Source organism: Streptomyces sp. WI03-4A, from assembly GCF_033792105.1.
Taxonomy (GTDB): domain Bacteria; phylum Actinomycetota; class Actinomycetes; order Streptomycetales; family Streptomycetaceae; genus Streptomyces; species Streptomyces collinus_A.
In genome coordinates this window covers 251,637-276,073 of record NZ_JARAUO010000005.1, presented here as the reverse complement: position 1 = coordinate 276,073, position 24,437 = coordinate 251,637, and the positions used below count along the sequence as shown (strand labels likewise).

The following is a 24,437-nucleotide window of genomic DNA, read 5'->3' as shown; positions in this document are numbered from 1 at the left end:
CCGGCGCCGGCCCGTGGGCCCTGCGGTCAGGCGCGCTCCTTGAGCGCCTCCTCGATGGTGCGCATGACCTCGTCCAGCGGCGCGTCCGTGCGGGCGACCGTCACCAGCACCTCGCCGTGCGCGGAGACCGTCGCCGGGGCCGCGGCGGCGGGCCGGGGCACCGAGCCGCGCCCGGCGCCGATACCGGTGCCGAAGGTCTTGCGCACGATCGCGAAGGCGTGGTCGAGCTGGGCCTCCACGTCGCCCTGGCCGCCGGCCCGCAGCCAGCGCCGCAGGACGTGGTTGTGGGCGGTGACCACGGCGGAGGCGGCGACCTCGGCGAGCAGCGGGTCGTCGTTGGCGTCGTCCGCGTGCGCGTGCTCGTCGAAGTGCCCGAGCAGATAGCGGGTGAACAGGCGCTCGTAGCGGGCCACCGAGGCGATCTCCGCCTCACGCAGGGTGGGCACCTCGCGGGTCAGCTTGTAGCGGGCGACCGAGATCTCCGGCCGGGCCGCGTACATCTTCATGACTTCCTTGATGCCGCGGCACACCGTGTCGAGCGGGTGCTCGTGCGCCGGGGCGGCGTTGAGCACCGCCTCGGCGCGGACCAGCGTGTCGTCGTGGTCCGGGAAGATCGCCTCTTCCTTGGAGCGGAAGTGGCGGAAGAAGGTGCGGCGCGCCACCCCGGCCGCGGCCGCGATCTCGTCGACGGTGGTCGCCTCGTACCCCTTGGTCGCGAACAGTTCCATCGCTGCGGCCGCCAGTTCCCGGCGCATTTTCAGCCGCTGGGCGGCGGCGCGACTGCCTGCGGCACTTTCCGGCGCGTCGGGCGTGGCTGGTGTACGTGAGGACTTGGCGGGCTGGGACATGACCCGAACGTACTGCATGTGCGCGGCCGAATGCGCAGGTCCGGGGTTTCCCCCGCCCGCGGGGGGCGGGGGGCCGCAGGGCGGGGCGGCCGGCGGGAACCCGTGGGGGTCCAGCAGCCCGCCCCAGTCCGTCTCCGTGCGGGACCAGTCGCCGGCGCCGTCAGCGGCGGGCATACTCGCGGAAGCCGCGGCCCGTCTTGCGGCCGAGGCAGCCCGCGGCCACCAGGTGCTCCAGCAGCGGCGCCGGGGCCAGGCCCGGGTCGCGGAACTCGCGGTGCAGCACCTTCTCGATGGCCAGCGAGACGTCCAGGCCGACCACGTCCAGCAGCTCGAACGGGCCCATCGGGTAGCCGCCGCCGAGCTTCATGGCCGCGTCGATGTCGTCCAGGGTGGCGTAGTGCTCCTGGACCATCTTCACCGCGTTGTTGAGGTACGGGAACAGCAGCGCGTTCACGATGAATCCGGCGCGGTCGCCGCAGTCCACCGCGTGCTTCCTGACCTTCGCGCAGACCTCGCGGACGGTGGCGTGGACGTCGTCGGCCGTCAGGACCGTGCGCACCACCTCCACCAGCTTCATCGCCGGCGCCGGGTTGAAGAAGTGCATGCCGATCACGTCCTGCGGCCGCGAGGTGGCACGGGCGCAGGCGACCACGGGCAGCGAGGAGGTGGTGGTGGCGAGGACGGCGCCGGGCTTGCAGACCTTGTCCAGCGCCTGGAACAGCTGCCGCTTGACCTCCAGGTCCTCGGCGACCGCCTCGACCGCCAGGTCCACGTCGGCGAACGCCTCGTAGGAGCCCGCCGGGGTGATCCGCTCCAGGGTCTGGGCGGCGGCCTCGGCGGTCAGCCGGCCCTTGTCAACGGACCGCGCCAGCGACTTGCCGATCCGGGCCTTGGCGGTCTGCGCCTTCTCGTCGCTGCGGGCGGCGAGGACGACGTCGTACCCGGCCTTGGCGAACACCTCGGCGATGCCGGACGCCATGGTGCCCGAGCCCGCCACCCCGACGGAGCGGACGGGACGGCCCGCGCCCCGGGCGCCGTCCGCCGCCGGCGTCAGCGCGTCCGGCACGACCGTCGCGCTGCCGGGCGCCTCGTAGGTGTAGAAGCCGCGGCCCGCCTTGCGGCCGGTCAGGCCCGCCTCGCTGAGCTGCTTCAGGATCGGGGCGGGGGCGTGCAGCCGGTCCCGGGACTCCGCGTACATGGCGTCCAGGACCGTGCGCGCGGTGTCCACGCCGATCAGGTCCAGCAGGGCCAGCGGGCCCATCGGCAGACCGCAGCCGAGCCGCATCGCCGCGTCGATGTCCTCGCGGGAGGCGTAGCGCGCCTCGTACATCGCGGCGGCCTGGTTCAGGTAGCCGAAGAGCAGGCCGTCCGCCACGAAGCCGGGGCGGTCGCCGACCGCGACCGGCTCCTTGCCCAGCTCGATCGCCAGGTCGGTGACGGCGGCGACGGCCTGCGGCGCGGTCAGCACCGAGGAGACCACCTCGACCAGCTTCATCGCCTGCGCGGGGTTGAAGAAGTGCAGTCCGAGCACGCGCTCGGGGCGGGCCGAGTCGGCGGCGAGCCGGGTGACGGAGAGGGCGTTGGTGCCGGTGGCGAGGATCGTCTCCGGGCGGACGATGCCGTCCAGCTCGCGGAAGATCTGGTGCTTGACCTCGTACGACTCCGGGGCGACCTCGATGACCAGGTCGGCGTCGGCCGCCGCGCGCAGGTCCGTGGAGGTGCGGACGCGGGCCAGCACGCCGGCGCGCTCCTGCTCGGTCAGCCGGCCGCGCTCCACCGCGCGGGCGGTGGCGGCCTCCAGGGCGGCGACGGTCCGCGCGGTCTGGGTCTCGCTGATGTCGATGCCGATCACCTCGCGGCCGGCCTTCGCGAGAACCTCGGTGATGCCGGTGCCCATGGTGCCGAGGCCGACGACGGCGATCGTCTTCAGCGCGGACAGCGGGGAACCGGACTGGGGGGACAGGGGAGTGGCCATCGCGGGACTCCAGGAATGAGGGTGACGACTAGGAACGCGCCGGGTGCGCCGAAGGCGCACGCCGGGGCGGGAAGGAGTGCGGGTGTTGCCGGGCTGCGAGCGCACACGCCCGGTGCCGGTGCCGAGGACGCGCACACGTCCGGCAGCGGCGTTTTCCGACCGGCCCTGTCCCGGAGCCGGGTCGTACTGCGGTACCGAGGTACCGAACCGACCAGTCCCCGCTGCCCGAAGGCGCCGGGGGAGACCGACGACGGCTGCGTCACCAAACCGTCGTCAGCGGATGCGAGGGGGTGACCTCGCTCGTCTGAGCTTAACCGGCGAGTAACGAGCGCGCCAGCCCTGTGCGGAACCGACTTTGTGATGTGTCTCCCCCCGCGGCCGCCCCCCGCCTACCCTGGTCGCCGTGGACGAAGAGTTGCGATCGCTCACGGAGCGCGTACGGCGCGAGTCGGGCGGCTCGGCGGACTGCGAGCGGCTGCTGGCCATCGGCGACCGCGACGAACTCGCCGGGGTGCTCACCGAACCCGGCCGGCCGCTGTGGGCCAGGGAACTGGCCGCGTTCCGGCTCGGCCTGGCCGGCGACCGGCGGGCCTTCGAGTCCCTGGTGCTGCTCCTCAACCACCGCGACCCGCCGCGCTGCGCCGCGGCCGCCCACGCCCTCGGCCGCCTCGGCGACCCGCGCACCGCCCGCGCCGCCGCCGCCCTCGCCACCAACGAACTGCGCGTCGCCTACGCCCTGCACCCGGTACGGCTGCTGACCGCGCTGCGTGCCCCGGAGTCCGTGCCGGCGCTGATCACCACCCTGGAGCGGCGGCTGCGCCCGCACGACCCCTACCGCCGGGTCGCCCTCGCCTGTGTGGAGGGCCTGGGCGCCCTCGGCGACGCCCGGGCGCGCCGCGTCCTCAACGAGGCCCTCGCGCACCCCGCGCTGGCCGAGGCGGCGGTGCACGCCCTGGCGCGCATCCCGCAGCAGCAGCGGCGGGAGTGACGGCCGGTCAGCCGCCCAGGGGGCGGGTGTAGCGCACCTCCGGCACCGGCACCCCGTCCACGTCGTACGGCTCCTCGGCGCCGTCCGCGTGGAAACCGGCCCGCTCGTAGAAACGGCGGGCGGACGCGTTCTCCTTCAGGACCCACAGGCGCATGCGGGGGTACCGCGCGCACTGCCCGACCGCCTCGGCCAGCAGCGCCCGCCCGACACCGGCGCCGGTCCGCGCGGGGTCGACGTAGATCGCGTACAGCTCGGCGTCCTCGGTGCGCCCCACGACGTCGTCGCGGTACGGCCCGTGCGCGGCCCAGCCGACCACCTCGCCGTCCCGCTCGGCGACCAGGTTCACCACCGTGCCGTCACCCTGCCCGAACCTGGCCCGGTGTCGCGCGGCGTCCTGCGCCACGCTGAGCCGGTCGAGGTAGGGCTGGGGCATCATCCCCCGGTAGGCGTGCTGCCAGCCGCGGATCCGGATCTCGGCGACGCGGTCGCAGTCGGCGAGCGCCATCGGGCGGACACGGATGACCGGGGCGGGCGAGGCGGGCGAGGTGGAGGCGGGCGATGCGAGCGGGACGTCCATGACGCCCACCCTAGAGAGCCGCCCGCCCGGCCCGCCCATGAATATCGGGACCCTCCGCCTCCGGCCGGCCGGCCCGGCTACCCGCGGAACCCCAGCAGGCCGTGCAGGGTCATGCCGGCGGACGACGGGGCGGCGGCCTTGGTCGTCCGGGGGGCCGGGTCGGGGGACTTGGGGCAGACCGCGTCGGCCACCGGGCCGCCGTGCGGGAGCGTGCCGTCGGTGAGGTAGGCGGCCAGGTAGCCGTCCAGGCAGGTGTTGCCGCTCAGGCTGATGCCGTGGTTGCCGCCGCCCTCCTCCACCACCAGGCTGGAGCGGGCGAGCAGGCGGTGGGCCGTGACGCCCCCGGCGTACGGGGTCGCGGCGTCGTCCGTGGCCTGGAAGAGCAGGGCGGGCGGCAGCTCGGTGTTCGCGATGCTCACCGGGCCCGCCGGCTCGGTCGGCCAGAACGCGCAGGGCGCGTTGTACCAGGCGTTGTTCCAGGCCATGAAGGGCGCCTTCGCGTACACCGCCCAGGTGTCCGCCTGCCAGCGGCTCCACGCTCGCGGCCAGGAGGCGTCACGGCACTGCACCGCCGTGTAGACGCTGTACCCGTTGTCGCCCGAGGCGTCCACCGCGCCGAACTTCCGGTACGCGTCCACCAGCGGCGCGGTGTCCTTGTCGTGGACGTAGGCGGCGAACGCCTCGGCGAGGTAGGGCCAGTAGCCGTCGTAGTAGCCGCCCGGGACGAAGGTGTCCTCCAGCTCCGAGGCGCCCACCACGCCGCCGGCAGGCTTCTTCGCCAGGGCCGCCCGCATGGCGTACCACCGGGCCGTCACCCGGGCCGGGTCCGTGCCGAGCCGGTACGTGGCGTCGTACCGGGCGATCCACGCCATCAGCGCCCGGTGGCGGGCGTCGAAGGCGTAGTCCTGGCCTAGGTTGTCCGCGTACCAGACCCCCGTCGGGTTCACGACCGAGTCCAGCACCAGGCGGTGCACCCGCCCGGGGAAGAGCTTCGCGTAGACCGCGCCGAGGTAGGTGCCGTAGGAGTAGCCGAAGTAGCTGAGTTTGTCCGCGCCCAGGGCCTGCCGGACGGCGTCCATGTCCCGGACCGCGTTCGTGGTGGTCATGTACGGCAGCACGTCCGCGTACGCCCGGCCGCAGGCGGCGGCGAAGGTGCGGGCGCGTTCGAGGTTGGCCCGCTCCAGCGCGTCCGTCGCGGGCACCGTGTCGGGGCGCACCGGACCGAAGTGGCGCGGGGCGCAGTCCAGGGCCGGCGTGCTGCGGCCCACCCCGCGCGGGTCGAAGCCGATGACGTCGTAGCGCGCCGCCACGCTCTTGGGAAGCGCCGAGGCGACGTACCCGGCGAGCGCGAGACCGCTGCCGCCGGGCCCGCCCGGGTTGACCAGCAGGGGGCCCTCGGAGGTCTTCGCGGTGTGCGGCACGCGGCTCAGGGCGAGGGTGATGTGCCGGCCGGACGGCCGCGCCGGGTCCAGCGGCACCGGCAGGGAGGCGCACTGGAGCGTCGGGTGGTCGCCGGTGCCGCACTTCTTCCAGACGGGTGCCGCGGGGGCGGGGGTGGCCGCGCCCGCGGGCGCGGCCGTGACCGAGCCCGCCATCAGGGCGGCGGCCGCGCACAGCACGGCTGCGCGAGTTCTCATGGGGCCTCCCGGGACGGAGGGTGGTGCGAACCGTGAGGATCACGGTTCTCGCCGGATCGTCCCGGGGACGGGCCCCAAATGAACCTGTCCTGTCAGTACTTGACCCGATTGGATCGGGTGATGCCCTCCAACGACCTCACATCACGTCCTCACAGGGCGCCCTCACATGAGGGTGAGCTGGGTCGGCTCGTCCACGGACGCGGGGTCCGGCGTGGCCGAGGTGGGCGCCGCGGTCCCGGTGGGCCGCGCGGGGTCCGCCGGCCGGATCCGCCGGGCCTGTCCCGCGTGCCAGGGCCCGATGCCGTACTCCTGGGCCAGTTCGTGCACCTGGCGGGTGATCCGGCGCTGGTACCACGTGGGCGCGTAGGCGCCTTCCGCGTACAGCCGCTCGTAGCGGCGCACCAGGTACGGGTGGTGCCGGCCGAGCCAGGCCATGAACCACTCCCGGGCGCCCGGCCGCAGGTGCAGCACCAGCGGCGTGACCGAGGTGGCCCCGGCCGCCGCGATCGCCCGTACGGTCTCCCGCAGTTGCGCCGGGGCGTCGCTGAGGAACGGGACCACCGGCGCCATCAGCACCCCGCAGCCGATCCCGTGCTCGCCGAGGGTCCGTACGACGTCCAGGCGCCGCTCGGGCGCGGGTGTGCCCGGCTCCACCGTGCGCCACAGCTCCGTGTCGGTGAAGCCCACCGAGACCGAGATGCCGACGTCCGTCACCCGGGCCGCCCGGGTGAGCAGGTCCAGGTCGCGCAGGACCAGCGTGCCCTTGGTCAGGATCGAGAACGGGTTCGCGTGCTCGGTGAGCGCCGAGATGATCCCCGGCATGAGCCGGTAGCGGCCCTCGGCGCGCTGGTAGCAGTCGACGTTGGTGCCCATCGCCACGTGGTCGCCCTGCCAGCGCCGGGAGGCGAGCTGGCGGCGCAGCAGCTCGGGGGCGTTGACCTTGACCACGATCTGGGTGTCGAACCCGATGCCCGTGTCGAGGTCCAGGTAGCCGTGCGTCTTGCGGGCGAAGCAGTACACGCACGCGTGCGTGCAGCCCCGGTAGGGGTTCACCGTCCACTCGAACGGCATGCGCGAGGCGCCCGGCACCCGGTTCAGGATCGAGCGGGCCCGCACCTCGTGGAAGGTGATCCCGCGGAACTCGGGCGTGTCGAAGGTGCGCGTGACGACGGCGTCCGCGCCGAACAGCGCGGGATCGGCGGCCCGGCCGTGATCGTCGGAGTCCGCGGACCGCACGGTGAGGTTCTCCCAGCGCATGACGCCTCCTCGGTAGCACTGGCCACAGAATAGAACATACGTTCCCATGATCGTGCGACCCCCGATTTGGGGGGCCGGGCGCCGGGGTGGTTGGCTTGCCCCAACCCCGAGCAACCAGGTCCTGGAGGAACGCAATGGCGCAGGTCGAGGCCACTACGGAGCGGGTCGTCGCGGCGGACGCGGAGAAGGTGTTCGACGCCCTCGCCGACTACCGCGGCACACGGCAGAGGCTGCTGCCCGAGCACTTCAGCGAATACGAGGTGCGCGAGGGCGGCGACGGCGAGGGCACCCTCGTCCACTGGAAGCTCCAGGCCACCAGCAAGCGGGTGCGCGACTGCCTCCTGGAGGTCAGCGAGCCCACCGACGGCGAGCTGGTCGAGAAGGACCGCAACTCCTCCATGGTCACCACCTGGCGCGTCACCCCGGCCGGCGAGGGCGCATCCCGGGTCGTCGTCACCACCACCTGGAAGGGCGCCGGCGGTATCGGCGGCTTCTTCGAGAAGACCTTCGCGCCCAAGGGCCTCGGCCGGATCTACGACGCCGTGCTCGCCAACCTCGCGCGCGAGGTCGAGGCGTAGCCGGCGGTCACCAAGAGCGGGCCGGTGCGGGGGCGTTGCACCCCTCACCGGTTCGGGTGGATCTCCGCCGAGTCCGGGACTGACCCGTGACTCACCCTACTTGTCCGCAGTTGTCGCCTACGCGCGACAAATGTGACAGGTACGACGTGGGGAGCGGCACGTGGGCGGGACGACTCTGGTGCGGCACGCACCGCACACGGCCGCTGACCCGGCACCCGCGCCCGCACTCGCGGCGGATGCCGAACTCCCCCCACGCCGGGTGCGGTTGGTCTTCGTCGGACTGATGCTGGCGCTGCTGCTCGCCGCGCTGGAGCAGATGATCGTCGCCACCGCCCTGCCGAAGATCGTGGGCGAGCTGCACGGCCTGGACCGGATGTCCTGGGCGATCACCGCCTACCTGCTCACGTCCACCATCGGCCTGCCCCTGTACGGCAAGCTCGGCGACCTCCTCGGCCGCAAGGGCGTCTTCCAGTTCGCCATCCTGGTCTTCGTCGTCGGCTCCGGGCTCGCCGGCCGGGCCGGCAGCATGGACCAGCTCATCGCCTTCCGCGCCCTCCAGGGCGTCGGCGCGGGCGGCCTCATGATCGGCGTGCAGGCGATCATCGCCGACATCGTGCCGCCCCGGCGGCGCGGCCGCTACATGGGCCTGATCGGCGCCGCGTTCGGCCTCGCCTCCGTCGCGGGCCCGCTGCTCGGCGGCTACTTCACCGACCACCTCTCCTGGCGCTGGTGCTTCTACATCAACGTCCCCTTCGGCCTGCTCACCCTGGCCGTCGTCACCGCCGTCCTCGACCTGCCCAGGCCCCGGGTGCGCGCCCGGTTCGACGTCCTCGGCGCCCTGCTGCTCGCGACGGCGTCCACCTGCCTGGTGCTGCTGACCAGTTGGGGCGGCACCGAGTACGCCTGGGACTCACGCCAGATCCTCGGCCTCGGCGCGGGCGCCCTCGCCGCCACCGCGCTCTTCCTCGTCGCCGAGCGCTTCGCCGCCGAACCCCTCATCCCGCTGCGGCTGTTCCGGGACTCCGTCTTCGACGTCACCGGGCTGGTCGGCCTGGTGATCGGCGTGGCCCTGTTCGGCGCCGCCAGCTACCTGCCCACCTTCCTGCAGATGGTGGACGGGGCCAGCGCCACCGAGTCCGGGCTGCTGATGCTGCCCATGATGGCCGGGATCGTCGTCGCCTCGATCGCCGGCGGGCAGCTCATCAGCCATACCGGCCGGTACAAGATCTTCCCCGTGCTCGGCGCGGCCCTCGCCGCCGTCGGCATGTGGCTGCTGTCCCGGCTGGAGACCGGCACCCCCCGGCTCCAGTACAGCGTCTGGATGGCCGTCCTCGGCGCCGGCATCGGCCTGGTCATGCCCGTCCTGGTGCTCGCCGTGCAGAACTCCGTGCGCCCCGCCGACCTCGGCACCGCGACCAGCGCCAACAACTACTTCCGGCAGATCGGCGGCAGCGTCGGCGCCGCCGTCTTCGGCACGCTCTTCGCGAACCGGCTCGCCGACGCCCTGCGCGAGGAGCTGCCCCCGCGCGCGGGCGCCCGGCTGCCCGACCCCGAGTCCCTGACCCCGCAGCTCGTGCACACGCTGCCGCCGGCCCTGCGCGACGCCTACATCCGCGCCTACGCCGACGCGATGCCCCGGATCTTCCTCTACCTCGTCCCGGTGCTCGCCCTCGGCCTGCTCATCGCCTTCTTCCTCAAGGAGAAACCGCTGGTGTCCCACCACGCCACCGAACCGGAACCCGCCACCAGGCCGGGACCCGCCGGCCCGCACACCGGCCCGAACACCTCGGTGCCGCAGGCCCGTTCGGCCCACTCCGCCGGAATCCCGGTGTGCGGCACGGTCCAGCACCCCGACGGCACCGCGGTGCCCCGCGCGGCGCTCACCCTCATCGACGTCACGGGGCGGCAGATCGGGCGCGGCGCCAGCGGCGAGGACGGCCGGTACGCGCTCGGCACCCCCGGCGCCGGGTCGTACGTGCTCATCGCCGCCGCCGGCGGCCACCAGCCGCAGGCCGTCTCCGTCACCGTCGGCGAGCGGCCCGTCGAGCTCGACGTCGTCCTCGGCGGCGCCGGACGCCTGGCCGGCAGCGTGCTCACCGCCGACGGCAGCCCCGTCCGGGACGCCACCGTCACCCTCACCAACGTGCACGGCGAGGTCGTCGCCACCACCCGCAGCGGCCGCGAGGGCGGCTACGTCATCACCGAACTGGTCGCCGGCGAGTACACCCTCGCCGCCGGCGCCCCCGCGTTCCGTCCCGCCGCGCTCCCGGTCAGCGTCCAGGCCGCCCGGGAGACCCGGCAGGACATCGAACTCGCGGGCGGCGCCGTCCTGAAGGGCACCGTCCGGGCGAGCAGCGGCCGGCCCGTGGAGGACGCCCGGGTCACCCTCCTGGACGCGGCGGGCAACGTGGTCGACACGCTCACCACGGCGGCCGACGGGACGTTCCGGTTCGTGGACCTGTCCTCCGGCGAGTACACGGTGATCGCCGCGGGCTACCCGCCGGTCGCCACCGTCCTCCAGGTCGCGGGCGGCGGCCGCACCGAACGCGACCTCCAACTGGGCCACGAGGACTAGGGCCTGTTGCGAAAGTGGCCTCGTCGCCCGAAGGGCGGCCGGGCGGCGTCCGGTGCGTGCTCTCGGCGTGCCGCCCGGAAGTCCTCGTACCGGGCGTACTCGGGCTTTCGGGCGGTGCGGCGAGAGTGCGTGCCGGGCGTCGCACGGCAGAGGACCACTTTCGCAACAGGCCCCAGACCCCTCCCGGAGCCGGGGGCGCACGCGGGGCGCTGAGCTGCGCGCCGGTGCGATCAGGTGGAACCAATTCCAGGATTGCCACACATCGCGACCGGCCGCAGCCGTACCGTAGTGGCGGGCGGCACAGATCGTTTGCGAACAGCCTGCGGGGAGAGAGGGCCTGGGCCATGGACCATGGCAGCGAGCGGGACACACCTCCCGGCGGCGCCGGTGACGCCACGGCGGGCCGTGTACCGCTGGCCGTGGTGGTCGTCGACCGCGACGGCCTGGTGTCCCACTGGAGCAGCGGCGCGGGCCGCCTGTTCGGCGTGCAGCGGCGGGACGCGGTCGGGCGCCCGGCCGCCGACCTGCTGCCGGTCTCCGGCGCGCTCTCCGACGACCTCCACGACCTCCACACCGACGCGCTGCCGGACGCCTACGGCCCCTGCGACCCGGGCGACGGGCCCGGCCCCGACCTGGAGGCCTCCCTCGGCGGCCGCACCGCCTACCCGACGGCGGGCCGCGCCCGCCTCTTCCCGCACGAGCACAAGCCCGAGCACGAGTACCGGGACGGGCAGGCCGGCTCCGGCCCGGCCGAAGCGCCCCGGATCGACGTGCTCTGGTGGGCCTACCCGCTGATCGGCCCCGGCCCCTCCCGGCTGCTGGTGCTCGCCGCCGACGCCACCCGGCTCAGGGAGCAGCGCGGCTACGACGACGAGACCGCCGAGCGCATCTCGCCCGGCTTCGCCCGCCACACCGAACTGCCCGCCTCCGACGAACTGGAGCGCCGGCTCCCCGAGATCCTGCCCAGCATGGGCCCGGGGCTCAGCGGCCGCATCGTCTCCCAGATCCTCGAACTCGGCTATCCGGTGCTGGAGTTCAGTCAGTACGACCGGGTGCCCGTGACCCCGTACTGGGGCGTGCCGCGCCGCCCGGGCCGCAGTCGCGCCGAGGCCGTCGTACCGCAGCAGCGCTCCGCGCCGCTGATCCCCGCAGGCGCCGAGCACGAACTCGAGTACGCCGCCGTGCGCGAGCGGCTGGAGTTCCTCAACGAGGTCAGCTCCGGCATCGGTTCCTCGCTCGACCTCGGCGAGACCATCCGCGAGGTCACCAGCGCCGCCGTGCCCCGCTTCGCGGACTTCGCCGGCACCCACCTGCGCTCCGCGGTCCTCGCGGGCGAGGGCTTCCCCGACGGCCCGCCCGACGCGACCACCGTGATGCACCGCGTCTGGGTCGAGCACAACGACGAACCAGGCCGCTGGGACGACACCGTGCCGGTCGGCGAGACCTTCGCCTTCCCCGAACACACCCCGTTCTACAAGTGCATGGTCACCGGCGAACCGGTGCTCATCCCGGAGGTCACCGAGGAACTGGGCAACCGCATCTCCGGCGAGTTCGAGAAGCGCGACCTCAGGCCGCTGATCAACGGCCGCTCGCTGCTGATCGTCCCGCTCAAGGCGCGCAACGTCGTCCTCGGCTTCATGGTCCTGATGCGCCGCCCCGACCGGGCGGCGTTCGACGACATGGACCGCACCACCGGCGCCGAACTCGCCGCCCGCGCCGGGCTCGTGCTCGACAACGCCCGTATGTACACCTACCAGGAGAACGTCGCCGACACCCTCCAGGACAGCATGCTGCCGCAGGTCGCCCCGCGGACGGCGGGCTGTGACGTGGCGACCCGCTACCTGCCCGGCACCCGGCTCGGCCGGATCGGCGGCGACTGGTTCGACAGCATCAAGCTGCCCGGCTCGCGCACCGCCCTCGTGGTCGGCGACGTCATGGGCCACGGCCTCAACTCGGCCGCCATGATGGGACAGTTGCGCACCGCCGTGCAGACCATGGCCGCCCTGGAGACCCCGCCCGCGCAACTGCTGCGCAACCTGGACGACCTGGCCCGCAGACTGGGCGAGAACTACCTCGCCACCTGCCTGTACGCGGTCTACGACCCGATCCGCGGCGAACTGCACCTGGCCAACGCCGGGCACATCCCGCCGGTCCTGGTGCGGGCCGAGGACGGCCGCAGCGAACTGCTCGACCTGCCCACCGGCGCGCCCATAGGGGTCGGGGGCGTCCCGTTCGAGTCCACCGTCGTGCGCGTCCGCCCCGGCGACCGGCTGGTGCTGTGCACCGACGGACTGGTCGAGGTGCGCGGCTCCGACATCGGCGAGGGCCTCGCCGCGCTCTGCGAGTCCGCCGCCCACCCCGCCGCGTCCATGGACGCCGCGTGCGACACCATCATCCGCGCGCTGAACACCCGCGGCGGCCGCAAGGACGACGTCGCCCTGCTCATGGCCCGGCTCAACGGCATCCCCGCCGACCACGTCGCCGAGTGGCGCCTCGACGGCGACCCTCGCGAGGCGGGACGGGCCCGGCGCCTGGTCGGCGAGCGGCTGCGCGCCTGGGGCCTGCCGCAGGCCGTGGAGACGGCACAGCTGCTGGTCAGCGAGGTCGTCACCAACGCCGTGCGGTACGGCGGCGGCGGCCCGGTCGGACTGCGGGTGGTCCGCACCGACGCCCTGCTGTTCGAGGTCACCGACGACGAGCCGGGCCTGCCCGCCATGCTCTCCGCCGGACCGCACGACGAGGCGGGCCGCGGGCTGCGGGTGGTGACCCGGCTGGCCCGCGAGTGGGGCGCCAGCGCCACCGGCCACCGCAAGACCGTCTGGTTCGAACAGGCCGTCGACACGGGGCCGTGAACGGTGGCCCGAGGCCGTACATCAAGTGAAGGTGGCGTACGGCCCCTTGCCCCACGCCCGGCCGTCGCGATATCCCGATCACGGAACCGACCGTGGGGAGATCGCGATGAACGTCGTCTCGGACAACTACCGTGACAACTGGGAGAGTTACTGGCGTGGAACCTCCGACGCCACGGGCGAGGCGATCTGGGACGCCGACCCCTCGCTGACCTCCGGGCCGCACAGCGAACTGCTCCTGCCCCACGCGGACGCCACGCGCACCATCGTGGACCTCGGCTGCGGCAACGGCACCCAGACCCGCTACCTCGCCACCCGGTTCGCGCGCGCCGTCGGCGTCGACCTCTCGCACGCGGCCGTCGAGCACGCCCGCCACGCCGCCGAGAAGGCCGCGGCCGGGACGTCCGTGGAGTTCCAGCAGCTCGACCTGACCGACACCGGCGCCGTCGGGGCCCTGCACGACCGGCTCGGCGACAGCAACGTCTACATGCGGGCCGTCATCCACCAGAGCGAACCGGCCGCACGCCCCCTGGTCGCGGCCGCCGTCGCCCGGATCATCGGTACCCAGGGCCGCGCCTTCGTGGTGGAACTGACCTCCGGCTCCCGGGACGTCCTGCGGCAGGCGGCGGCCGGCCCCGACGGCCCCGGCCCCAAACTGCGCCGGGTCTTCGACCACCACCTCAAGCCCGCCGACGCCGACGACGCGGAGATCCCGCGCCTCCTCGCCGACGCCGGCCTGAAGATCCTCGCCGAGGGCGAGACCACCCTGCCGCAGACCGAGCACCTCGCCGACGGCACCCGCATCGACCTCCCGGCCCACTGGTTCGTCCTCACCGCGCACTGACGCCACCCGCCCCGACCGGGCCCCGGGACCCCGCGCGAGCGGGCCCGGGGCCCAGCGGACTTACTCGTTCCAGCCGTGACGAAGCCGTGTCCCTCCGGTGAAGACGGCTCCTATAGCATTCCTTTGCAATTCACCCGAACGTGTGGAGGGGGGCCTCAGCCGTGACCGTCCGTACGGCCGAAGTGCGCAGCCGGGGGCGGCGGCGCGCTCCGCGCTCGGGACGCCCCGAGGCCCCCGCCGGGCTGCTGCCCACGCCCCCCGACGAACGGGAGAAGTACAGCTACGTCAAGCGCCACACCTGGGTGCTGACCTCCAGCTCCTTCATCGGCTTCACCTGCGTCCTGCTCAGCCAGGTCGACACCGCCCGGCACAGCGGATGGATCTGGGTGTTCGCGCCCACCCTGCTGCTCGCCGTCGTCGGCTTCCTGATATCGCTGCGCCTCGAGGCGTTCGCCCCCGGCTTCGACCTCAAGGCGCACCGCCGCATCGTCCGCCGCTGGCAGCCGGAGCACCACCCGAGCGTCGACGTCTTCCTGCCGGTGTGCGGCGAACCGCTCGAAGTCCTGCACAACACCTGGCGGCACGTGCGGATCCTGGCCGACACCTACCCCGGGCACGTCGAGGTCCTCGTGCTCGACGACGGCGACAGCGCCGAAGCGGCCGCCATGGCCGCCGACTTCGGCTTCCGCCACCTGGTCCGCCCCCACCGCGGCTGGATGAAGAAGGCCGGCAACCTCCGGCACGGCTTCGAGAACTCCTGCGGCGACGCCGTCCTCATCCTCGACGCCGACTTCGTCCCCCGCTCCGACCTGCTGCACGAACTCATGCCGTACCTGGACGCCGACCCGCGCTGCGCCATCGTCCAGTCCCCGCAGTTCTTCCGGGTGCTGGACCAGCAGAACTGGATCGAGCGGGGCGCCGGCGCCGTCCAGGAGCTGTTCTACCGCTCGGTGCAGGTCTCCCGGCAGCGCAGCGACGGCTCCATCTGCGTCGGCTCCTGCGCGGTCTACCGGCGCGCCGCCCTCGACGAGATCGGCGGCACCAGCCTCATCGAGCACTCCGAGGACATGCACACCGGCTTCGACCTCCGGGCCCGCGGCTGGGACCTGCACTACGTGCCGCTCGCCCTGTCCACCGGCATCTGCCCGGACACCACCGGCGCCTACTACAACCAGCAGTACCGCTGGTGCATGGCCTCGATGAGCATGCTCGGCAGCCTGCGCGACTTCTGGCAGGTGCGCATGCGCTTCGCCAGCCGCCTGTGCTACGTCTCCGGCTTCATCTACTACATCGAGACGGCCCTGCTCACCTTCACCACCCCGCTGATCGCGCTGACCCTGCTGATCCACTACCCCGACCAGCTCCAGGCCACCAACTACTGGATGGTCCTGCCGAGCGTGCTCTACCTGACCGTGGTCTACCCCCTGTGGCACCGCAACCCCTACCGGCTGGAGGCCTGGGCCACCCGGGTCATGTACGGCTGGGCGCACGTCTTCGCCATCTGGGACGTCGCACGCCGCCGCCCGATGGGCTGGCAGCCCACCGGGTCCAGCGGGGCCAAGAAGAACAAGACCCGCCGCTTCTGGGGCGGCATGTGGCTGTGGAGCGCCCCCACCGCCGTGCTGTGGCCCGCCTTCGCCGTGTGGCGGATGACCGGCGCCCACCCGGAGAACTTCGCGCTGATGCTCGCCCTCGGCCTGTTCTACGCCGTGGCCGTGGGCCGGGTGCTGATCCAGCCCCAGGAGGTGACCGCGTGAAGGCCGCCTCCCTCGCCCGGACGCTGGCGGCCCTGCTGGCCGGGATCGTCTGCCTCGCCGGCTGTGTGAGCACCGGGCCGGCCCCCGTCGGCGCCGGCGGCGACGGCGCCCAGCCGGCCGCGTCCATGCCCGGCGGCGGCACGGCCTACGTGCCCGCGCAGCCCTACGACATCACCCCGCTGCTGCACCCGAAGCACAAGTACTTCGGCGCCACCTTCGACGGCGTGCCCAAGGACCTCGGCCCCGTGCGGAGCTACGCCGCCAAGGTCGGGCGCACTCCCACCATGCTGGAGTACTACCTCGGCTGGGGCGACGAACTGCAGACCGACCAGACCCGCGCCGTCTGGAAGAACGGCCAGCTCCCGTACATCGCCTGGGAACCGCACAAGGCCACCCTCGCGCAGATCGCCGACGGCGGCCAGGACGAGTACATCGTCCGCACCGCCCGCACGCTGCGCGCCCTGAACGTCCCCGTGGCCATCAGCCTGGCGCACGAGATGAACGGCGCCTGGTACCCGTGGGGCACCAAGAAGGCGACCGCGGCCCAGTTCGTCAAGGCGTGGCGGCACGTCCACGACGTCTTCCAGGACGAGGGCGTCTCCACGGTCATCTGGGTGTGGAGCCCGAACGTGATCAACCCCGTGCCCCAGGTGGCCCTCAAGCCGTACTACCCCGGCGACGGGTACGTCGACTGGGTCGGCGTGGTCGGCTACTACGCCCGCACCGGCGCCCAGGACTTCCCCGCCCTCTTCGGCCCCACCTTCCGGCAGATCCGCACCTTCACCCGGCGGCCCTTCCTGCTGGCCGAGACGGGCGCCCAGCCCACCCCGCGCAAGAGCGCGCAGATCACCGAACTGCTCAAGACCGTCGCCGCCGGCGGCGACATCGTCGGCTTCATCTGGTTCGACCTGGACAAGGAGACGGACTGGCGGGTCGACAGCAGTACCGAGACCCTCGCCGCGTTCCGCCGGGCGGCCCGGAACCCCCGGTACGACCTCGACTTCTCCGCCCTGAAGTAGACGAGACACCACGATGAGCCACACGCAGCCCCCCGAGGCGCGGAACAACGGCGGTTACGGCTACGACCACGGCTGGTACGGCGGCCAGGACCCCTCCGCCCTGCCGGTGCACGAGCAGACCATGCAGCTGCGCGTGCTGCCGCCGCCCCCGCCGGAGGCGGACCCCGGGTTCTCCTTCGTCGAGGAGCCGCTGCCCGGGTGGACGCTGCCGCCGCCCGCCCTGATGGGCTGGTCCGCCGACACCGGCCGGCGCCGCCGCCTGGTGAGCCTGGCGATGCTCGCCGTCGTCCTGATCGTCCAGGCCGCGCTGTCGCTGCGGCTGTCCAACTCCGCCTTCGAGGACGAGGCGCTGTACGTCTGGGCCGGACACGTGGAGATCGGCAGCCTCTTCTTCGGGGCGCCGAACTACGGCGGCTTCGACACCTACTTCTCCGGCGCGCCCGTGCTGTACCCCGTGCTGGCGGCCGCCGTGGACTCCGTGTTCGGCCTCGCCGGCGTCCGCGCGCTCAGCCTGCTGTTCATGCTGACGGCCACCTCCTGCCTGTACGGCCTGACCCGGCGGCTGTTCAACGAGCGCGCCGGACTGAGCGCCGCCGTCCTGTTCGCCGTCTCCATGCCAACGCTCTTCCTCGGCCACTTCGCCACCTACGACGCGATGGCCGTCTGCCTGCTGGCCGTCACCGCCTGGCTGCTGGTCGTCATCGCGCCGCGGCACTGGAGCCTGGCGGTCCCCGTCGCCCTGGTCGCCGCGCTCGCGGTCGGCGTCAAGTACGCCTCCGCGCTGTTCCTGCCCACCCTGGTGCTGCTGTACGTGCTGGCCGCCTACCGGCACCACCACGTCCGCCGCGCCCTGCTGCGCGGCGCGCTGTTCAGTGCCGCCACCCTCGGCGTCCTGTTCGGCGGACTGGCGGCCAGCGGCTACCTGACGGCCATCCAGAGCACCACCACGGCCCGCGCCCACGGCGACACGCCCGCCTGGCAGATCATCGAGGACTCCGGCCGCTGGGCGGGCCTGCTGGTCGCCGTCGCCGTGGTCGGCACGGTCACCTACGCCCGCACCGCCCGGCTCAGCGAGATACCCGGATGGCGGCGGGCGGTCCCGGGCCGGCGCTGGCGCACCTGCCTGGGCGTGCTGCTCACCGGCACGGCGCTGCTCGCACCCGCCTACCAGATCCACCTGCAGACCGAGACGTCCCTGCAGAAGCACATCGGCTTCGGGCTGTTCTTCGCCGCCCCCATGGCGGGCGTCGGCGTGACCCGGCTGATGGGCGCCCACTTCAAGTTCCCGCAGTGGCCCATCGCCATCGGGGCCGTCGCGCTCACCCTCGGCCTGAGCCAGTCCGCCGCCTACTTCGGCAGCTGGCCGGACACCCGCTACCTGGTGCCGCAGCTCGCCTACACGGTGCGGCCCGGGCAGCACTGGCTCGGCGATCCGAAGGAGGGCCCGGTGTACTACCTCAGCCGCGAGCGCCGCACCTCCTACCAGGACTGGCTGTCCTTCTTCTTCATCGACTACAAGACCCACGACGGCCGGCACCTGTCCGGCATCCCCGGTTACCGCGCGGCCGTCCGCGAGGGCTACTTCGACGGGGTGGTGCTGGACTACTCCGGCGGCCTGCCCCCGGCCGAGGAGGCGGTGCGCCAGGAGATGCGGACCACCGGCCGCTACCGCCTGACCAGCTCGCTGCCGTACCGGACGTCCACCGGCGGCGGGCACTTCGAGATCTGGGTCCGGCAGGACGCCGGCCGGCCCTGACGACGGGGCGCCCCGTCGTAGCCTGTCCGGGCCGCGACGCGTAACGTGACGCAGCATGAAGATCCTCATCAGCGCGGACATGGAGGGCGCCACCGGCGTCACCTGGCCGGCCGACGTCCTGCCCGGGACGCCCCAGTGGGAGCGCTGCCGTTCGATGTTCACCTCGGACGTGAACGCGGCCGCCCTCGGGTTCTTCGACGGCGGCGCCGACCAGGTGCTCGTCAACGAGGCCCACTGGTCCATGCGCAACCTGCTCCTGGAGCGGCTCGACGACCGGGTCGAGATGCTCACCGGACGGCACAAGACGCTGTCCATGGTGGAGGGCGTCCAGCACGGCGACGTCGACGGCATCGCCTTCGTCGGCTACCACACGGGCGCCGGGGCGGAGGGCGTCCTCGCCCACACCTATCTGGCGAACCAGATCACCGGGGTGTGGCTGAACGGCGTCCGGGCGAGCGAGGGTCTGCTGAACGCGCACGTCGTCGCCGAGTACGGCGTCCCGGTGGTGCTCTTCACCGGCGACGACCTGGCCTGCGAGGACGCGCTCGGCTACGCGCCCGAGGCGCTGAAGGTCGCGGTCAAGGACCACGTGTCCCGCTACGCGGCGGTCTGCCGCACGCCGGCCAGGACCGCCGCGGACATCCGAGCGGCGGCCAAGGAGGCCGCGCGGCTCGCCGTCCGGCACGAGCCCGTGCACGGCGGGCCGTTCACCGTCTCCGTCGAGTTGGACGCCGAGCACCTGGCGATGGCGGCGACCGTCGTCCCGGGCGTGGCCCGCACCGGCGAACGGAAGGTGGCGTACACCAGCGACACCATGTACGAGGGAATCCGGACCTTCAAGGCGGTCACCACGATCGTCTCGGCCGCGGTGGAGGAGCAGTATGGCTGACCAGCAGGCACTGGACGAGGTGGTCGAGTTCACCTCCGGGCTGATCCGGATCGACACCACCAACCGGGGCGGCGGCGACTGCCGGGAGCGGCCCGCCGCCGAGTACGCGGCCGAGCGGCTGGCCGGTGCGGGCCTGGAGCCCCTGATGCTGGAGCGGACCCCGGGGCGCACCAACGTCGTGGCCCGGATCGCGGGCACCGACCCGTCCGCCGACGCCCTGCTCGTCCACGGTCACCTGGACGTGGTGCCGGCCGAGGCCGCCGACTGGAGCGTCGACCCGTTCTCGGGCGAGATCCGCGACGGCGTGGTGTGGGGGCGCGGCGCCGTCGACATGAAGAACATGGACGCGATGATCCTCGCGGTCGTCCGCTCCTGGGCCCGGCTGGGGATCCGGCCGCGCCGGGACGTCGTCGTCGCGTTCACCGCCGACGAGGAGGCCAGCGCCGAGGACGGCTCCGGGTTCCTCGCCGACGAGCACCCCGGGCTGTTCGAGGGCTGCACCGAGGGCGTCAGCGAGTCGGGCGCCTTCACCTTCCACGACGGGGCGGGCCGGCAGCTCTACCCGATCGCGGCGGGGGAGCGCGGCACCGGCTGGCTGAAGCTCACCGCGCGCGGCCGCGCCGGACACGGCTCCAAGGTCAACAAGGAGAACGCGGTGACCCGGCTCGCCGCCGCCGTCACCCGCATCGGCGAGCACGAGTGGCCGCTGCGGCTCACCCCGACCGTGCGGGCCGCCCTCACCGAACTCGCCGCGCTCCACGGCGTCGACCCTGACTTCACCGACGTGGACCGGCTGCTGGAGAAGCTGGGCCCGGCCGCCAAGCTGGTCGAGGCGACCGTCCGCAACAGCAGCAACCCGACCATGCTGGAGGCCGGCTACAAGCTGAACGTCATCCCCGGCGAGGCGGTCGCCTTCGTGGACGGGCGTTACCTGCCGGGCGGCGAGGAGGAGTTCCGCACCACCCTGGACCGGCTCACCGGCCCGGACGTGGACTGGGAGTTCGCCCACCGCGAGGTCGCCCTCCAGGCGCCGGTGGACTCGCCGACGTACGCGCGGATGCGCGCGGCCGTCGAGGAGTTCGCGCCCGAGGGGCACGTGGTGCCGTACTGCATGTCCGGCGGCACCGACGCCAAGCAGTTCTCACGGCTCGGCATCACCGGCTACGGCTTCGCCCCGCTGAAGCTGCCCGAGGATCTCGACTACCAGGCGCTGTTCCACGGCGTCGACGAGCGGGTGCCCGTCGAGGCACTGCACTTCGGCGTCCGGGTCCTCGACCGCTTCCTGCGGACGGCCTGAGCGATGGGGGAGGAGATGGCGCAGGAGATGGGGGAGGACATGGCGGACGCGACGCGGGACGGGATGCGGGAGGCGGCCTACGGGTCGTGGCCCTCGCCCGTCGACGCCGCGCTGGCCGCCGCGCACGACGGCGGCCCCGAGTGGGTCGGCTTCGTCGGGGACGAGGTGTGGTGGACCGAACCCCGGCCCGCCGAGGGCGGCCGCCGGGCGCTGGTGCGCCGCACCGCCGACGGCACCGAGCGCTCGGTGCTGCCCGCGCCGTGGAACGTGCGCAGCCGGGTCATCGAGTACGGCGGCCGGCCCTGGACCGGCGTGGTCCAGGGCGGCGCGCCGCTGATCGTCTTCACCGACTTCGCCGACCAGCGGCTGTACCGGTACGAGCCCGGCGGCGAGCCGCGCCCGCTGACCCCGGTGTCCGGGGTGGGCGGCGGGCTGCGCTGGGCGGAACCGCGGGTGGACATGGTCCGCGGCGAGGTGTGGTGCGTCCTGGAGGAGTTCACCGGCCCGGGCCTGAGCGACGTGCGGCGTGTCCTGGCCGCCGTCCCGCTGGACGGCTCGGCCGCCGGCGACCGGTCCGCCGTGCGGGAGCTCACCGAGGAGCGGCACCGGTTCGTCACCGGGCCCCGGATCTCGCCCGACGGCCGCCGGGCCGCCTGGCTGGCCTGGGACCATCCCCGGATGCCCTGGGACGGCACGGAGCTGCTGGTCGGCGAGGTCGGTGACGACGGCACACTGCACACCGTCCACACGGTCGCCGGCGGACCGCGTGAGTCGGTCGCCCAGGTGGAGTGGTCCCGGGACGGCCGCCTGCTGTACGCGAGCGACCGCAGCGGCTGGTGGAACCTGTACCGGGACGGCACCCCGCTGTGCCCGCGCGAGGAGGAGTTCGCCGGGCCGCTGTGGAAGCTGGGGCTGAGCTGGTTCGCCCCGCTGGACAACGGGCTGCTGGCGGTCGTGCACGGCAAGGGGGCGGCGGTACTCGGCATACTGGATCCCGAGACCGGCGAGGTCGTGGACGCCGCCGGGCCCTGGACCGAGTTCGGGAGCACGCTGTCGGCCCACGGCGACCGGGTGGTCGCGGTCGGCGCCGGTCCGCGCACCGCGCCCGAGGTGGTCGAGCTGGACGCCCGCAGCGGGCGCGCCCGCGCCGTCGGCGCCCTGCACCGCGACCCGGTCGACCCGGCGTACTACCCCGAGCCGCACAGCCGCACCTTCGCCGGACCCGGCGGCCGCGAGGTGCACGCGCACGTCTACCCGCCGCACCACCCCGCCCGTACCGCCCCCGCCGGCGAGCTGCCGCCGTACGTCGTGTGGGCGCACGGCGGCCCCACCGGCCGGGTGCCGCAGGTGCTGGACCTGGAGATCGCCTACTTCACCTCGCGCGGCATCGGCGTCGTCGAGGTCAACTACGGCGGCTCCACCGGGTACGGCCGCGCCTACCGGGAGCGGCTGCGCGAGCAGTGGGGCGTCGTCGACGTCGAGGACTGCGCGGCCGTCGCGCGGGCCCTGGCCGAGGAGGGCACCGCGGACCCGGACCGGCTCGCCGTCCGGGGCGGCAGCGCGGGCGGCTGGACCACCGCCGCCTCCCTGACCGGCACCGACGTCTACGCCTGCGGCACGATCATCTACCCCGTCCTCGACCTCGCCACCTGGGGGCCGGGGGAGACCCACGACTTCGAGTCGCGGTACCTGGACTCCCTGATCGGGCCCCGCGAGGAGGCGGCCGACCGGTACGCCGAACGCTCGCCCACCGCGCGCGCCGACCGGCTCACGGTGCCCTTCGTGGTGCTCCAGGGCCTGGACGACGTGATCTGCCCGCCCGCCCAGTGCGAGCGCTTCCTCGCCGCGGTCGAGGGCCGGGGCGTGCCGCACGCCTACCTCACCTTCGAGGGGGAGGGGCACGGATTCCGCCGGGCCGACACCATGGTGCGCGCCCTGGAGGCCGAACTGTCCCTGTACGCGCAGGTGTTCGGCCTGGACGTGCCCGGCCTGCCGAAGCTGGAGCTGCGCCCGTGAAGGAGCTGACGCGGCCGGCCCGGCTGGCGCCGGGTGCGCGCGTGGCCGTGGTGGCCACCAGCGGCCCGGTGCCCGAGGAGCGCCTGCAGGCGGGCCTCGACGTGCTGCGCGGCTGGGACCTCGACCCGGTGGCCGGCCCCCATGTGCTCGACCGGCACGGGGAGTTCGGCTACCTGGCGGGCACGGACGCGGACCGCGCCGCCGACCTGCAGAACGCGTGGTGCGACCCGTCGGTGGACGCGGTGCTGTGCGCCCGCGGCGGGTACGGGGCGCAGCGCATGGTCGACCTGCTGGACTGGGAGGCGATGCGCGCGGCCGGCCCGAAGGTGTTCGTCGGCTTCAGCGACCTCACCGTTCTGCACGAGGCGTTCGCCACCCGGCTCGGGCTCGCCACGCTGCACGGGCCGATGGCGGCGGGCATCGACTTCGTCAAGAACGAGCGGGCCCAGACGCATCTGCGGGCCACCCTCCTCGCGCCGGAGTCCGTCCGCACCCTCGCCTCCGGCGGCGGCGCCCTCGTGCCCGGCCGGGCACGAGGGGTCACCCTGGGCGGCTGTGTGTCGCTGCTCGCCGCCGAGCTCGGCACCCCGCACGCCCGTCCGTCGGCGCGCGGCGGGCTGCTGTGCCTGGAGGACGTGGGCGAGGAGCCGTACGCGCTGGACCGTTTCCTCACCCAGCTCCTGCGGGCGGGGTGGCTGGACGGGGTGCGTGGGGTGCTGCTCGGCTCCTGGGAGCGGTGCGGCCCCTACGAGCGGCTGCGGCCGGTGATCGCCGACCGCCTCGGTACGCTCGGCGTCCCCGTCGTCGAGGAGTTCGGCTTCGGGCACTGCGACGGCGCGCTGACCGTCCCCTTCGGGGTCGCGGCCGAACTCGACGCCGAGGCGGGCACGTTGACGCTGGACGAGCCCGCGCTGCGCTGACCGCGGGCACCGCGCGCGGGCCGCGTAGGCTGGCCGGATGCCGAACCCCGCATCCCGCTACCTCGCCGAGGGCCCGCGCGTGGCCATCCGCCCCTTCACCCCGGACGACGGGCCCGAGTTCACGGCCCGGGCCCGGGAGAGCAAGGACCTGCACCGGCCGTGGCTGTTCCCGCCGGACTCCGAGGAGGGCTACGCGGGCTACGCGGCGGCGCTCATCGAGGACCCGACCAGGGCCGGCTTCCTGGTGTGCGAGAAGGACACCGGGGCCATCGCCGGGTTCGTCAACATCAACAACATCGTCCGGGGAGGTTTCCGGTCCGGCGCCCTCGGCTACGGCGCCTTCGCGCACGCGGCGGGCCGCGGCCTCATGCGCGAGGGCCTGGACCTGGTGATCGGCCACGCCTTCGGGCCGCTCGGGCTGCACCGGCTGGAGATCAACGCGCAGCCCGGCAACACCGCGTCCATCGCGCTGGCGCGCGGCGCCGGCTTCCGCCTGGAGGGCTTCTCGCCCGACATGATCTACATCGACGGGGCCTGGCGCGACCACGAGCGCTGGGCGCTGACCGCGGAGATGCGGCCCACCGGCTGACCGGACCACTTCCAAAACGACGGGAACTCGTCCTATCATGGACCGAACGAACGGTCGGTTGGGATT

At 73.7% G+C, this 24,437-nt stretch carries 18 protein-coding genes; 13 read left to right on the top strand and 5 right to left on the bottom strand.

Annotation, left to right across the window (positions count from 1 at the left end; translation table 11 throughout):
- Nucleotides 1-26: 26 nt before the first annotated feature.
- Nucleotides 27-848 (bottom strand): TetR family transcriptional regulator, encoded by an 822-nt coding sequence (locus PV343_RS08945; protein ID WP_319146263.1) that lies wholly within the window; start codon nucleotides 846-848, stop codon nucleotides 27-29.
- A gap of 160 nt (nucleotides 849-1,008) precedes the next feature.
- Complete coding sequence (locus tag PV343_RS08940) at nucleotides 1,009-2,823, bottom strand: 3-hydroxyacyl-CoA dehydrogenase family protein (protein ID WP_319146262.1); 1,815 nt, start codon at nucleotides 2,821-2,823, stop codon at nucleotides 1,009-1,011.
- A gap of 403 nt (nucleotides 2,824-3,226) precedes the next feature.
- Here PV343_RS08940 and PV343_RS08935 point away from each other — a divergent pair, with 403 nt between their 5' ends.
- Complete coding sequence (locus PV343_RS08935) at nucleotides 3,227-3,811, top strand: adenylosuccinate lyase (RefSeq protein ID WP_319146261.1); 585 nt, start codon at nucleotides 3,227-3,229, stop codon at nucleotides 3,809-3,811.
- 7 nt (nucleotides 3,812-3,818) lie between these two features.
- Here PV343_RS08935 and PV343_RS08930 read toward each other — a convergent pair whose 3' ends face one another.
- From PV343_RS08930 to PV343_RS08920, 3 genes are all read right to left on the bottom strand, one after another.
- Nucleotides 3,819-4,316, bottom strand: coding sequence for a GNAT family N-acetyltransferase (locus tag PV343_RS08930; RefSeq protein WP_387951184.1), 498 nt, complete (start codon nucleotides 4,314-4,316; stop codon nucleotides 3,819-3,821).
- Between the two features lie 149 nt (nucleotides 4,317-4,465).
- Nucleotides 4,466-6,025 carry an alpha/beta hydrolase gene (locus PV343_RS08925; RefSeq protein ID WP_319146259.1) on the bottom strand — a complete coding sequence of 520 codons (1,560 nt, stop codon included), beginning with the start codon at nucleotides 6,023-6,025 and terminating at the stop codon, nucleotides 4,466-4,468.
- 162 nt (nucleotides 6,026-6,187) lie between these two features.
- The gene (locus tag PV343_RS08920) at nucleotides 6,188-7,282 is read right to left on the bottom strand and encodes an Rv2578c family radical SAM protein (RefSeq protein ID WP_319146258.1); all 1,095 of its coding nucleotides are present in this window, start codon (nucleotides 7,280-7,282) and stop codon (nucleotides 6,188-6,190) included.
- A gap of 134 nt (nucleotides 7,283-7,416) precedes the next feature.
- Between PV343_RS08920 and PV343_RS08915 the strand changes: the two genes are divergently transcribed.
- The 12 genes from PV343_RS08915 to PV343_RS08860 all read left to right on the top strand — a co-directional run bounded on the left by PV343_RS08915 (nucleotide 7,417) and on the right by PV343_RS08860 (nucleotide 24,371).
- The gene (locus PV343_RS08915; protein ID WP_319146257.1) at nucleotides 7,417-7,860 is read left to right on the top strand and encodes an SRPBCC family protein; all 444 of its coding nucleotides are present in this window, start codon (nucleotides 7,417-7,419) and stop codon (nucleotides 7,858-7,860) included.
- 160 nt (nucleotides 7,861-8,020) lie between these two features.
- Complete coding sequence (locus PV343_RS08910) at nucleotides 8,021-10,435, top strand: MFS transporter (protein WP_319146256.1); 2,415 nt, start codon at nucleotides 8,021-8,023, stop codon at nucleotides 10,433-10,435.
- 344 nt (nucleotides 10,436-10,779) lie between these two features.
- Nucleotides 10,780-13,287 (top strand): SpoIIE family protein phosphatase, encoded by a 2,508-nt coding sequence (locus PV343_RS08905; protein WP_319146255.1) that lies wholly within the window; start codon nucleotides 10,780-10,782, stop codon nucleotides 13,285-13,287.
- A 106-nt stretch (nucleotides 13,288-13,393) separates the two neighbouring features.
- A complete protein-coding gene (locus PV343_RS08900) occupies nucleotides 13,394-14,128 on the top strand; it encodes a class I SAM-dependent methyltransferase (protein WP_319146254.1) in 735 nt (244 codons plus the stop codon).
- A 161-nt stretch (nucleotides 14,129-14,289) separates the two neighbouring features.
- Entirely contained in the window at nucleotides 14,290-15,885 is a 1,596-nt protein-coding gene (locus tag PV343_RS08895; RefSeq protein ID WP_388234988.1) for a glycosyltransferase family 2 protein, read from the top strand.
- Complete coding sequence (locus tag PV343_RS08890) at nucleotides 15,882-16,904, top strand: glycoside hydrolase family 26 protein (protein ID WP_319146253.1); 1,023 nt, start codon at nucleotides 15,882-15,884, stop codon at nucleotides 16,902-16,904. The genes PV343_RS08895 and PV343_RS08890 overlap by 4 nt, the downstream gene beginning before the upstream one ends.
- Nucleotides 16,905-16,917: 13 nt before the next feature.
- Nucleotides 16,918-18,660, top strand: a complete 1,743-nt coding sequence (locus PV343_RS08885; protein ID WP_319146252.1) for an ArnT family glycosyltransferase — start codon at nucleotides 16,918-16,920, stop codon at nucleotides 18,658-18,660.
- A 55-nt stretch (nucleotides 18,661-18,715) separates the two neighbouring features.
- A complete protein-coding gene (locus PV343_RS08880; protein WP_319146251.1) occupies nucleotides 18,716-19,549 on the top strand; it encodes a M55 family metallopeptidase in 834 nt (277 codons plus the stop codon).
- Nucleotides 19,542-20,846 carry a M20/M25/M40 family metallo-hydrolase gene (locus PV343_RS08875; RefSeq protein WP_319146250.1) on the top strand — a complete coding sequence of 435 codons (1,305 nt, stop codon included), beginning with the start codon at nucleotides 19,542-19,544 and terminating at the stop codon, nucleotides 20,844-20,846. Before PV343_RS08880 ends, PV343_RS08875 begins: the two co-directional genes overlap by 8 nt.
- Nucleotides 20,847-20,909: 63 nt before the next feature.
- Nucleotides 20,910-22,862 carry a prolyl oligopeptidase family serine peptidase gene (locus tag PV343_RS08870; RefSeq protein ID WP_319146288.1) on the top strand — a complete coding sequence of 651 codons (1,953 nt, stop codon included), beginning with the start codon at nucleotides 20,910-20,912 and terminating at the stop codon, nucleotides 22,860-22,862.
- The gene (locus PV343_RS08865; RefSeq protein WP_319146249.1) at nucleotides 22,859-23,782 is read left to right on the top strand and encodes a S66 peptidase family protein; all 924 of its coding nucleotides are present in this window, start codon (nucleotides 22,859-22,861) and stop codon (nucleotides 23,780-23,782) included. The genes PV343_RS08870 and PV343_RS08865 overlap by 4 nt, the downstream gene beginning before the upstream one ends.
- Nucleotides 23,783-23,819: 37 nt before the next feature.
- Complete coding sequence (locus PV343_RS08860) at nucleotides 23,820-24,371, top strand: GNAT family N-acetyltransferase (protein WP_319146248.1); 552 nt, start codon at nucleotides 23,820-23,822, stop codon at nucleotides 24,369-24,371.
- Nucleotides 24,372-24,437 lie beyond the last annotated feature (66 nt).